Source organism: Limosilactobacillus portuensis (assembly GCF_014838735.1).
GTDB classification, from domain to species: domain Bacteria; phylum Bacillota; class Bacilli; order Lactobacillales; family Lactobacillaceae; genus Limosilactobacillus; species Limosilactobacillus portuensis.
The window spans coordinates 75,607-88,635 of record NZ_JABUXQ010000001.1; the positions used below are offsets into that span (position 1 = coordinate 75,607).

The 13,029-nt window shown below is 39.8% G+C and carries 11 protein-coding genes and 1 tRNA gene; all 12 read left to right on the forward strand.

What is annotated here, in order from left to right; all coding sequences use genetic code 11:
* Entirely contained in the window at positions 1–1,566 is a 1,566-nt protein-coding gene (locus tag HUK49_RS00355; protein WP_191912238.1) for a cation:proton antiporter, read from the forward strand.
* Positions 1,567–1,619: 53 nt separating this feature from the next.
* Positions 1,620–1,692 (forward strand) — tRNA-Glu (locus HUK49_RS00360).
* A gap of 198 nt (positions 1,693–1,890) precedes the next feature.
* Entirely contained in the window at positions 1,891–2,718 is an 828-nt protein-coding gene (locus tag HUK49_RS00365) for a hypothetical protein (RefSeq protein ID WP_191912239.1), read from the forward strand.
* 168 nt (positions 2,719–2,886) lie between these two features.
* Entirely contained in the window at positions 2,887–3,369 is a 483-nt protein-coding gene (locus tag HUK49_RS00370) for a MarR family winged helix-turn-helix transcriptional regulator (protein WP_191912240.1), read from the forward strand.
* Positions 3,353–5,095, forward strand: a complete 1,743-nt coding sequence (locus HUK49_RS00375) for an ABC transporter ATP-binding protein (protein ID WP_191912241.1) — start codon at positions 3,353–3,355, stop codon at positions 5,093–5,095. Before HUK49_RS00370 ends, HUK49_RS00375 begins: the two co-directional genes overlap by 17 nt.
* Positions 5,088–6,917: an ABC transporter ATP-binding protein gene (locus tag HUK49_RS00380; protein ID WP_102168045.1), complete on the forward strand. Its 1,830-nt coding sequence runs from the start codon at positions 5,088–5,090 to the stop codon at positions 6,915–6,917. Before HUK49_RS00375 ends, HUK49_RS00380 begins: the two co-directional genes overlap by 8 nt.
* 101 nt (positions 6,918–7,018) lie before the next feature.
* Complete coding sequence (locus HUK49_RS00385; protein WP_191912242.1) at positions 7,019–8,041, forward strand: serine hydrolase domain-containing protein; 1,023 nt, start codon at positions 7,019–7,021, stop codon at positions 8,039–8,041.
* A gap of 231 nt (positions 8,042–8,272) precedes the next feature.
* Positions 8,273–9,502: an arginine deiminase gene (gene arcA / locus HUK49_RS00390; protein ID WP_191912243.1), complete on the forward strand. Its 1,230-nt coding sequence runs from the start codon at positions 8,273–8,275 to the stop codon at positions 9,500–9,502.
* A gap of 133 nt (positions 9,503–9,635) precedes the next feature.
* Positions 9,636–10,106: an arginine repressor gene (locus HUK49_RS00395; RefSeq protein WP_191912244.1), complete on the forward strand. Its 471-nt coding sequence runs from the start codon at positions 9,636–9,638 to the stop codon at positions 10,104–10,106.
* A gap of 13 nt (positions 10,107–10,119) precedes the next feature.
* Positions 10,120–11,541 (forward strand): basic amino acid/polyamine antiporter, encoded by a 1,422-nt coding sequence (locus HUK49_RS00400; RefSeq protein ID WP_191912245.1) that lies wholly within the window; start codon positions 10,120–10,122, stop codon positions 11,539–11,541.
* A 42-nt stretch (positions 11,542–11,583) separates the two neighbouring features.
* Positions 11,584–12,438: an amino acid permease gene (locus tag HUK49_RS11430; RefSeq protein ID WP_328797243.1), complete on the forward strand. Its 855-nt coding sequence runs from the start codon at positions 11,584–11,586 to the stop codon at positions 12,436–12,438.
* A 19-nt stretch (positions 12,439–12,457) separates the two neighbouring features.
* Entirely contained in the window at positions 12,458–12,979 is a 522-nt protein-coding gene (locus HUK49_RS11435; protein ID WP_268890018.1) for an amino acid permease, read from the forward strand.
* Positions 12,980–13,029: the final 50 nt, after the last annotated feature.

Genomic DNA, 13,029 nt, shown 5'->3' on the forward strand with positions numbered 1-13,029 from the left:
ATGGCATTATTCATTTCCACGATTGTGATTACTGGGGCAGCGATCGTAGCTAGTATCATTCATGCGCTCGTCCCGCGAATATCAATTAACTATGTCAGCATGATAATTGGAGTAGGAATTGCATTAATTGTGCCATTGAATCGGCTAATTGCGCCTTTCCATTCTGAAGTATTTATGTACGTGGTTGCACCGCTAATTTATTTTGAGGGGCAAACAACGAGGATTAACTTGATTCGACAGTCAGTTTGGAAAATTGTTTGGACAGCCGTTATTTTGGTTGTAATTATGATGGTTGTGTCAGGAACAACGTTAAGTTTAGTTGGTGTTCCGGTGGCGCTTGCCTTTTTGGTGGCAGCGTTAAGTACCCCTACGGATGCAACAGCAACTGAAGCAGTGTCGGAAGGGTTGATTGTCCCACCAATTCAAAAATCATTCCTAAAAATGGAATCGCTTTTCAATGATGCAAGCGGAATTATTTTAACGAGTGCTACCGCCTTGTGGGTTGAACAGGGTAATTTTGACTATCAACGAACAATTAGCGGCTTTCTCTTTTCAGCAATTGGCGGGATCATTGTAGGCGTTATTTTTGCTTTGATTATGATTAGCTTTCGCCGGAGTCTATACCGGTTTAATGTTTTGATTTCTAATGCACAGAATATTTTGTTCATTATTACGCCATTTGTGATTTACTTTATTGCTGAAGAATTACATGTTTCCGGAATTATTGCTATAGTCTGTGCGGGATTAATGCAAAATAGTGAAAGTGCAAGTAGCCGTTTTGTGTATCCTCGACAATTTCATACTGGTGAGGTTTTGATTAATCTTTTAAATGAACTGTTAAATAACTTTGTTTTTGTTATTTTGGGTGTTCTCATAATAAGAGTTATTAGGGATGATATCATCAACCAAGACGCGGGATTTAATTGGATTGGCATCGGGATCATTCTTTACCTTATCAATATCATCATTCGCTATCTTTTTGGTCGTGGATATAAGATGGGAAATCGTGGCAGTTGGATCTTCTCCCTCGGTGGTGTACGTGGTGCGATTACTCTTGCATTAGTATTTACCGTTGCCAATAATGTAACAGCAACTCAATTTCGCAACATTATTTTGATTGAGGCATTGGTTGTGATCTTAAGTATGGTAGTTCCTACCATAGTTTTTCCGTTTATCCTGAAGCATGATATTTCTGAGAAAGAGACTATTCAACGAATGAGCAGTCTAAAACAAGCAATGGTGGAAGAAGGATTAAAGGCTGTTCAAAATATTTATCTTCCTGACCGGGTTAGGGAAAGTGTGTGTTACGATCTTCGGGATCAAAGATCTAATAACTCGCTCAAAGATTTTTGGCAACAATGGTTCCGCTTCAGTAAATCGCCTGAATTTTCAGCTGAGGAGCGAGAACTGGAACAGCGAGCACTTCGGTGGGCGTTTAAGGCCGAGCGGGATTATTTAGACATGGTTTCCCAACGCGAAAATATGCGCGAGTATGTTTTTCAATTGTATAACGATGTATTACTATCTGAATCAATTCTGATTGATCCAGATAGTAAATTAAGTTAATTAATGTTTGACAATATATGAGAAAATCTGTATACTTCTCTTGTATTGTTTATTGCCCGCTGGTCAAATTGGTTAAGACGTCGCCCTCTCAAGGCGGAGTTACGGGTTCGATCCCCGTGCGGGTGATTTTTTATTTTCAACTATGTAGTATAGGTAAATAATATTTAACCACAAGAAAGCGCAAGGGAGGCAGGCTAACTACTTCTTTTAGCGCTTTTTGAATTTAACGATTATTTTAATGAAAATGATTAAGAATAGTAGTGAAACGTGTTACACTAAGATAGTGTTATTTTTAAATTTGCAAAAATAAATGGTGTTTAGATTATGAATTTAAAAAATGTACTTATAATTGTTGGGGTAATTGCACTAATTCTGTTAATTATCCAGTATGTTGGGCAAGTTAGACGAATGCGCCAAGGTAATAACTTTGTTAGCCGCGGCCGAGCATTTGTTAACTGGCTATTGTTGTTTATTATTATTGGTAGTATTGGTGGAACTGTTTATGCAGATCACCACTCAAAGGCGGATTCTGATATAACAGAAACTAAGGCAATTACCAATGATAATGATGAGGAAGCTGACCAAGTATATATTAACTTCGACAAGAAGAAGGCACGGTTGAATAGTGATGGTGTAGCACCAATGAAAATTATTGTCTCACCAAATACAAAGGTGAAAATCGTTGGTCATGATACTGGTAAAGTTTACAAGACCTTCAAGGCGGAAAAGAGTGATGGCCCTGTAACGATTAAGTATGACTTTGAATATGCCGCTAAGTACGATATTATCGCAACTCGTGGTGATAAGAAGGTTAAGAAGACCATTACAATTAAGGAACAAAAGAATGATTCATCATCTTCTTCATCCTCATCCGTTGCAAGTAGTTCTAGCACTTCTAGCAGCTCATCTTCTAGTCATAGCTCATCCCATTCTTCAAGCAGTAATTCCAACAACAGTGGGAATAATAATGCTGGTGGAAATAATAACTCTGGAACATCTTACAATGGCGGTGGTAGTAGTTACCGTGGTAATACAGGTGGTAGCGGCTATACACCATCCCACTCCTATAATGGTGGTGGTCATACTGGTGGCGGTAGTACCATTAGCAATCAGCCAACTATTAATACAAATCCGACAATTGATAACCAATAATTTTGTTTTTCGTTAAAGTTACTAAGGACTCAGGTATTTCACTTTAGGTGAGACCTGAGTCTTTATTTTTAAAATTTATTCATGATCATTGCTTTTTACAGAAAACGTGGTTATTATGTAATAGTTATGTACCTAACAATTATGTACCTAATGATGGGAGATGGAAGAATGATCACCGATGATGAAGTATTTCCTCAGTTGTTTAGTTTAATCAGACAAATGCATAATCTCTCCAAAAGAAACGTTAAGCATTCGGGAATGTACCTTGGGAGGGGCCGAATAATTCATATCTTGGCAATGCGGGATCAACCGTTATCGCAACGAGAATTAGCGGATATGGCAAATATCAAGCCGGGCTCTTTAACGGAAGTGCTTGAACGTTTAGAGCGAGATAACCTTATAAAGCGGGAGCGCCTTGCAAATGATCGTCGAGTAATTCACGTCCGGTTGACGACGAAGGGACGAAAAGCTTACCAAAAAATTGTAGAAGAGCGGCATGAATTTGGTAGTCACCTTTTAGAAGGAATCAAGCAGGAAGATCTAGTGCGTTTTGTTAAAGTAGTCAATATGATGGAAAAGAACCTTCACCGTTATTACGGTGATCGTTTACCAAAAGAAAGGAAAGGTGAACGCTTTGATCAAAATTGCTAGAGATAACCTTGCTAAATGGGCAACGACCTTGGCTGTACTGTTCTTATTAGTCCAAGTTGCCTGTGACTTATACTTGCCAACAATCACATCTGATCTAGTAAACAATGGGATTGTAAAGCAAAATTTAGGTTATATTTGGCATGCTGGCGGGTTAATGCTAATTGTTGCTGGAATTGGTGTCGTTGCAGCAGCGGGGAATGTTTATTTTGCGGCTACTCAATCAATGCAGGTTGGTGAAAAGCTTCGTAAACAAGTGTTTAGTCATGTGATGAAGTTTTCTAGTCGTGATATGAGTAAGTTTGGCGACTCGTCGTTAATTACCCGGTCCACTAACGATATTGTGCAAATTCAAAATGTTATGATGCAGGTCTTGCGAATGATGCTGCAATCACCGATTATGCTGGTGGCCGCTTGTGTCTTAGCCTATATTCGTGAGCCACGACTGACTAAGGTATTTTTAATTAGTTTACCGATTTTGGCAATTGTTGTTGGCGTTGTAATGTACTTTGCGGTTCCTCTGTTTAAAAGCATTCAGTTTAAAACTGACCGAATTAACTTGATTTTTCGGGAAGGACTGACCGGAGTGCGGGTAATTCGGGCATTCCGTCAGGATCAGCGTGAACAAAAACGGTTCAAAGAGGCTAATGCTGATTATACAGATACTGCAATTAAAGCATACACATTAGTTTCATTCTTGTTCCCCGTAATGACCCTAATCCTAAGCTTGACGAATGTTGGAATTATTCTTTTAGGGAGTCACCTAATCGCAAATATGACAATGCAAGTCGGGAACCTGATTGCATTTATGACCTACGCTACACAGATCATGATTAGTTTTATGATGTTATCAATGGTCTTCGTTTTTGTCCCCCGGGCATCTGCTTCAGCAGCGCGGGTTAATGCTGTTCTTGAACATCAACCAAGCGTTAAAGATCTTCCTGTAGCAGATCGGGAACACCTTGCAGAAGAGACTCCAGCTTCATTAAGTTTTGATCACGTTAATTTTCGGTATACGGGCGCTGAACGTTTAGCGTTGGAAAACCTTAATTTTAAAGTAACGGCTGGACAGACATTAGCGATTATCGGTGGAACTGGTTCAGGGAAGTCGACCCTTGTTAATTTAATTCCACGGCTTTTTAATATTGAGAGTGGTGAAATCAAGGTTAACGGTACCTCAATTGGTAAATTAAGCCAACAGGAACTACACTCGGTCATTTCAATTACCCAGCAAAAGGCAGTTCTCTTTACCGGGACGATTCGTTCAAATCTTCAATTTGGGAACCCGAATGCGACGGAAGATGAAATGTGGTCGGCACTACGAATTGCTAAGGCAGCTGACTTTGTTAAGGAAGCTGGTGGCTTAGATGCTAAGGTTGAGCAGTCGGGAAGTAACTTTTCTGGTGGTCAGCGTCAACGATTAGCAATCGCCCGGACGATTATTAAGCCAGCTTCAATTTACATTTTTGATGATTCATTTTCCGCTCTTGATTTCAAAACAGATGCCGAATTACGACAAGCTCTTAAGCAAGATCCACAATTACAAAATGCTGTTAGTGTAATTGTGGCTCAGCGGGTTTCGACCGTGGCTAATGCTGACCTAATTATTGTTTTAGATGATGGTAAAGTGGTTGGTCAGGGAACTCACGAGCAATTAATGAAGAATAATTCGGTATATCAAGAAATTGTTTATTCACAAATAGCAAAGGGGGATGACCAGAATGCATAACGGACCACGTGGACGAGTGAAAAAGGCTCAACACTTTTGGCCAACGACGAAGCGACTATTTGCTTACCTTAAGCCGTGGCGGTTTGGCGTAATTATTTCAATAATATTAGCGATCATCTCCGTTGTTCTATCAATCTTGGCACCAAAAATTCTTGGGGAAGCAACCACCATTATTTATGATGGGGTAATGCGTGGCTATGCAGAAATGAAGCAAGGAGTCCACCTTACTAGCCTGCCAATTGACTTTCACCGGATCTTTCAGATCGGTTTAACTGTAATCCTGCTGTATGTCTTCTCGGGATTATTTAGTTTTGCTCAGCAGATTATTATGACCAGAATTTCCCAGAAGGTTGTTTTTAATCTTCGTGGTGATTTAAAGGAGAAGATGCAACGGGTTCCGGTTAAATTTTATGATACCCATAGTAATGGTGATATTATGAGCCGGATGGTTAACGATATGGATAATATTGCGGGAACTCTTCAGCAAAGTTTAATTCAGATTGTTACGAGCGTTATTACCTTTGTCGGGGTTTTAGCGTTAATGATTACAATTAGCTGGAAGCTAACATTAGTGGCGCTGATTACGTTACCGCTGAGTGCGTTAATTGTTGCTTTTGTAGCACCGACTGCCCAACGACTCTTTAGTAATCAACAGGCAGAACTTGGTAAAATTAACGGTCAAGTTGAAGAAACCTACGCCGGACACACGATTGTTAAGACTTTTAATAAGGAAAAAGATGAAGAGAAAACATTCGCAGAGAAAAACCACCGCTATTATCAGGCTGCCTGGAAAGCCCAATTTTTCTCTATTTTGATCTTTCCGTTAATGAATTTTGTTCGGAACCTTGGCTACTTAATGGTTGCGGTAGTAGGAGCAATTGAGGTAATTCATGGGCAGATCACATTAGGTAATGTTCAAGCTTTTCTTCAATATACGAACCAGTTTTCTCAACCGATTACCCAAATCGCTAACTTGAGTAGTACAATTCAGCAAACAATTGCTTCCGCAGAACGGATCTTTGAGGTGCTTGATGCGCCAGAGATGGTTTCTTCAGACGCGGATCCAACATTAGTTGAGGAGAAACCATTACCAAAGATTGAGTTTGCTAATGTTGATTTCAGCTATAATGACGAGCCATTAATTGAAAACTTTAACCTTAAAGCGATGCCAAACGAAATGGTAGCGATTGTCGGGCCAACTGGTGCAGGAAAAACTACCATTATTAATCTCTTAGAACGGTTCTATGAGGTTAAGGGCGGCAAGATTTATCTTGATGGGCAAAATACCAAGTCGATGTCGCGTGATGAACTGCGAAGTCGTCTTGCAATGGTTCTTCAAGATACCTGGTTATTTACTGGGACAATTTTTGATAACATTAAATATGGACGAAACGATGCAAGTGATGATGAAGTTTACCAAGCGGCTCGACTAGCACATGCAGATAACTTTATTCGCGAACTTCCAGACGGTTATGACACCATATTGGATGAGTCAGCATCAAATATTTCACAGGGACAGCGTCAACTATTAACGATTGCCCGGGCATTCTTAGCAAATCCAGAGGTATTAATCCTGGATGAAGCGACAAGTTCTGTTGATACGCGGACAGAAGAACTAATTCAAAGGGCAATGAATGAATTACAACGGGGAAGAACAAGCTTTGTTGTTGCCCACCGGTTGTCAACAATTCGGAATGCGGATAAAATTATTGTGTTGAATCATGGTCATATTCTTGAAACGGGAAATCATAAGTCACTGATGAAGAAAAATGGCTTTTATGCTGACCTTTATAATAGTCAGTTTGTTGGTAATAACCTTTAATGAAAGATTGAATTATTTGAATAAAGCTGGGAGAATTTCCCGGCTTTTTTATTTGCGCTACAATAGTGTGGACTGAATGGAATGAATGGGGGAAAAGAGGAATGAAAAATCAATATCGAGAAACAATTGCTGGATTGAATGAGTTGGTTGAACGGGGAATTGTTCCGGGAATAAGCTATGCGCTTTTTGATCACGGAACAGAGTATCGAGAAGTAAAGGGTTATGCAGAAATACAGCCAAAAAGAGAACCATTAAAAGCAAGAATGCAGTATGACTTAGCTTCACTAACAAAGGTAATTGGTACTGTTCCGGTAATTGCAATTGCAGTTCAAGCGGGGAAACTTAAGCTAACTGATCCAGTGCAAAAGTATTTACCAGAGTTCAAGGACTCTCGACCGACCATTCAGAATCTTTTAACACATACTTCAGGAATTTGTGGATATATTCCGCACCGTGATGAATTAACAGCAGGAGAGCTCAAGCAGGCATACTTAACACAACAACATGTTGATTCTAGTCTCAATCGTCAAATCAGGTATGCTGATGTTAATTTCCTTTATCTTGGTTGGATTGCAGAAAAAATCTATGGACAGTCAATTCAGTCGTTGATTCAAAAGCAGGTGTTAGATTCGCTGAACATGAAGGAAACAACGTTCAAACCATTTGCGATAAATAGTGTTCCGACTGAAGTGCAGAAAGAACGGGGGTTAATTCGTGGAACTGCTCATGATCCGAAGGCGTATGTTCTAGGATCCGAGTGTGGGTGTGCCGGAATGTTTTCAACGTTAGATGACTTGTTGCTTTATAGTCACGCACTGATTGAAACTAACCTTAATGGCCTGTTAGACAATTGGATGGTTGACCAGCTATTTAAGGACCAGACATTAATTCCGGGAGAGCATAGTCGTTCGTTAGGGTGGAAACTTCTTCACGCAGTTAATGATCGTCATCTCATCATTAGCCATACCGGCTTTACGGGAACGTGGTTAATCCTTGACCGAGAAGAAGACCAAGGGATGATAGTTTTGACAAATCGAGTTCATCCTACTGCCAAAAATGAGGCTTACCTGCAGGCCCGTGACCGACTTTATGCTACTTATCTCCACGAAAAAGAAAACGCGTAATTAATTACTAAAAAAACTTTGTGAAATTATTATTCAACTTTATACAAAACAGATGGACGGATTATGCATTTTTTTGGTCTTGATTGCATATAAAAATGTATAATTTTTGCCAAAATTCATTCAAGGATAAAATTACACAAATCTGCGTCAAAATGGGATTTGACAACGGTTTCAAAACTAGTTATTATATACACGTAATCAAATGAAAGCACACAAAAGGAGTGAGTGTATATGCAAAGCCCAATTCACGTAACATCTGAAATTGGTAAGCTTAAGACAGTTATGCTTCATCGACCTGGTCATGAAATTGAAAATGTCTACCCTGACATTCTTCACCGGATGCTCGTTGATGATATTCCATACCTGCCAATCGCACAAGAAGAACATGATTACTTTGCTAAGACTTTAAAGGACCAAGGAATCGAAGTACTTTACTTCGCTAAGTTGGCAGCTGAAGCTTTAGCAGATGATCAAGTAAAGAATGAATTCCTTGAAAAAATGTTAGCAGAATCTGGCCACGCTGCTGGTGCTGTTCATGACGCTTTGAAGGAATACTTACTTAGCATGGATACCCAAGCAATGGTTGATAAGATTATTGCTGGGGTACGGAAGGATGAAATCCACACCAAGTTCGTTTCACTTGCTGAAATGGCTGAAGATGCAGATTACCCATTCTTCATGGATCCAATGCCAAACGCATACTTCACTCGTGACCCACAAGCCTCAATTGGTGATGGTATTACCATTAACCACATGACATTTAAGGCTCGTCAACGTGAATCACTATTCACTGAATATATTATTAAGCACAACCCTCGGTTCGCTAACAAGGGTGTTCATGTATGGCGTGACCGTTACCATGACACTCGGATCGAAGGTGGGGATGAATTAGTTCTTTCCGACCACGTATTTGCTATTGGTATTTCTCAACGTACTTCAGCAGATGCAATCATGGACATCGCACGGAACTTATTCAAGGATTCTAACTACGACACTGTTGTTGCTATCCACATTCCACATAACCATGCTATGATGCACCTTGACACGGCCTTCACAATGATTAATTACGATCAATTTACTGTTCATCCGCAAATCTTGGATGGTGGTAAGATTGATACTTACATTCTCCACCCAGGTAAGGATGGCGAAGTTGAAATTCAACACCGGACAGACCTTCAAAAGGTTCTTGAAGAAGTATTGGACAAGCCTGAAATTGACTTGATCCCTACTGGTAATGGTGATCCAATCGTTGCTCCACGTGAACAATGGAACGATGGTTCTAACACGTTAACAATTGCACCAGGTGAGGTTGTTACTTACGACCGTAACTATGTATCTAATGATTTGCTGCGGAAGCACGGAATTCTCGTTCATGAGGTTCGTTCAAGTGAATTGTCTCGTGGTCGTGGTGGTCCACGTTGCATGTCCTGCCCAATTGTACGTGAAGATCTTAAAAACTAGTTAGTTTGAAAGCAGCAAATGCACTTGGAAGCTGAATCCTGGTTCAGTTGTAGTGTTTCTTGCTGCTTTTATTGTACTGAAATAACATTGTTGTATAATTAATTTGTTAAATTGTGATTAGGGGTGAACGTGAATGAATCGTAAGGCGCGACGAAAGGTGATCGAACAGTTAGTTAGTGATCACAAAATCGAAACCCAGGATGAATTGTTGGATTTATTAACCCAACAGGGGATCGAAACCACCCAAGCGACGATTTCTCGTGATATTCATGCGCTCAATATTGTTAAGGCTAATGATGGTGAAGGCCATACCTACTATGTCCAACTACAATTAGCGCCGGAGCATGATTTCAGTAGATTGTATACGGGAATTCGTGAGAATGTTCGCACAATTGAAACCGTGCAATTTATTAATGTTGTAAAAACGGCCTTGAATTCTAGTTACGCAACGATCCTCGGTGGGATGTTTGATGAGCTGGATATTCCTGAAGTTGTTGGCACAATTGCGGGGAATGATACGTTAATTATTATTAGTAAAAATAGTAACGATGCGCGTGTAATTTACAATTTAATAATGAAGCACATTAGCTCACATTTAGACTAAAAGGGGTGTAAAGATGGAAAATGAAAAGAAAGGGATCGGTAAAGGCGAATTAATTGCCCTTATTGTTAGTTCCTGTATTGGTACTGGTATCTTTGGGATTACCAGTGATGTTGCTGCTGCCGCTGCGCCAGGTCCTGCTCTGTTAGCATGGGTCTTCGTTGGTATCGGATTCTTAATGCTTGTTCTCTCATTGAACAACTTATCTGAAAAGCGTCCTGACTTAACTGCTGGGATCTTCTCATATGCTGGTGCCGGTTTCGGACCAATGGGTGAATTTATTTCCGGTTGGTCATACTGGTTATCTGCATGGCTTGGTAACATTGCCTTCGCGACAATGTTGATGAGTTCAATTGGTACTTTCTTCCCAACCTTTAAGGGTGGTCAAAACCTACCATCAATTATTGTTGCAATTGTTTTCTGCTGGCTTTTGACAATCCTTGTTAACAATGGTGTGGAAAGTGCGTCCTTCGTAAACATGATTGGGACAATCTGCAAGGTCTTACCACTTGTTATCTTCATTATTATCATGGTTGTTTGCTTTAAGGCCGGAATGTTTACCGCAGATTTCTGGGGTCGTGTTGCTAGCAATGCTTCAAAGGGAACCACTACTGGTTCTGTTTGGGCACAAATGCAAGGAACATTGATGACTCTGATTTGGGTATTTATCGGTGTTGAAGGTGCCTCTGTTATGGCCCACCGTGCTAAGTCACGTTCTGCTGCTCAGCAAGCATCAATTACTGCTTTTGTTCTCTTGGTTGTAATCTATGTTTTGATTTCAATTTTGCCATATGGTGTATTAGACCGTGCACAATTGGCTTCAATGGGTCAACCTGCTATTGGTCACGTTCTTCAAGTAACTGTTGGTACTTGGGGCTCAATTCTGATTAACGTTGGTTTGATTATTTCAACCATTGTTTCATGGTTATCATGGACGATGCTGCCAGCTGAAACTACAATGCTGGTTGCTGAAGATAAGGCAATGCCTAAGGTTTGGGGAAAGGTTAACTCAAAGAACGCACCTACTGCTTCCTTGATGATTACTGCTGTATTGCAAACCATCTTCCTCTTCTCATTGCTTTTCACTGATAAGGCATATGAATTTGCTTACTCACTTTGTTCTGCTGCTATCTTGTTCTCATACTTATTCGTTGGTCTTTACCAAATGAAGTACAGTTCGGAACATAAAGAATGGGGTCAATTCACCATTGGTTTGCTTTCAGCTGCATTCATGTTCGCATGCATGTTCTTGGCTGGTTGGCAAGAAGTATTACTTGTTTCCATCAGTTTCATCCCTGGATTTATCATCTATTACCTTGCCTGCCGCGAAAATGACCACAAGATGAGCGCTGCTGAAAAGTGGGTTATGGTATTAATTCTTGTACTTAGTGTTGTTGCTATTTGGCTTGTTGCTAATGGTACAATCACTGTGGGTTAATGTGATATAATAATTGAATAAAAAACAAGTGAGGTGATTAAGGTGAAGGAAAAGAAATTAAATCTATTCCTCTTAATCACCTTAATTGTTGGAACAATAATCGGCGGTGGAATTTTTAATAGTCCCACCGACCTTATTTTAAAGGCTAATCCATTAGCAGCGTTAATTGCTTGGATAATTGGCGGGTTCGGAATTTTAATGCTAGCGCTTGTTTTCTATAAGCTAGCAATTATCAAACCAGATCTTAATGGTGGAATCTATACCTATGCAAAAGAAGGATTTGGTAATTATGTTGGTTTTAATTCGTTTTGGGGTTATTGGTTAGGAGCAATTTTTGGCAATATTGCCTTTATTTCTCTCTTCTTTAAGACCCTAAATAGTATGTTGCCACATCAGTTATCGCCTTTTGGATGTTTTATTGGTGGTTCCATTATTTTATGGGGATACACGCTAATCGTGTGGCATGGTGTTCGCGAAGTTAGTATTCTTAATTCAGTTATTACGATTGCTAAAGTCTTACCACTGATTTTAGTAATTATTATCGGAATTACGCTATTCCAGCCACACATCTTTAGCGTTCCGCATTGGACACAGCAATTGGTATCAACTGGGAAAACCGTTAATCTTTCTCAGCAAATTGGTCAATCAATGAGTACGATTGTTTGGTGCTTTGTGGGGATTGAAGCAGCAGTTTCAATGTCACGCCGAGCAAAGAAACATTCAGAAGTTGGTTTGGCAACGGTGATTAGCTTTGTCATCGTTTGGAGCTTGTATGTTTTAGTTTCGCTTTTACCAATGGGGATTGTTTCGGCACCCGAATTAAGTACTTCCTCTGTGCCACTGGCAACTGTGCTTAGTAAAAGCGTCATCGGTAGTTGGGGGTGCATTAATTATTAAAGTCGGATTACTAATTTCGTTGTTAGGAGCATTGTTGAGTTGGTTTATGATTGGTCCTGAAATTGCTTACGTTACGAGCATGGATCATGCAATGCCCAAACCATTTAAGTTAGTCAACCGGCATAATGTTCCGGGATTTGCATTAATTATCTATACGTTAATTATGCAGGTACTCCTAATGGTCCTTCTATTGCCACAGTTACAAACTGCTTATACAATTGCTTATACGTTGGCGACAACAACGACCTTAGTAGCATATTTATTATCGTCTTTGTATGGACTCAAACTAGCCTTTAAGGAATCATATGGTTTTGGGTTTAAGATCGTTGCGTTAATCGCGTCTGCCTATGCGATTTATACATTATTTGCTACTGGGATTGAATATGCCTTTGCAAGTGCAATTATTTTTTCATTAGGTATTCCAGTTTATTTAGCTGCAAAACCAAAAATGAGAAAATATGAAAAAGCAATTGCGTTAGTAATCGGCTTAGCGGGAATTCTAGCTCTAATAATGATCCTTCGTGGAGGAATTAACTTTTAATGAAAACAGGTCCTGAGAATGCTTACATTCATTCTCAGGACCTGTTTTTA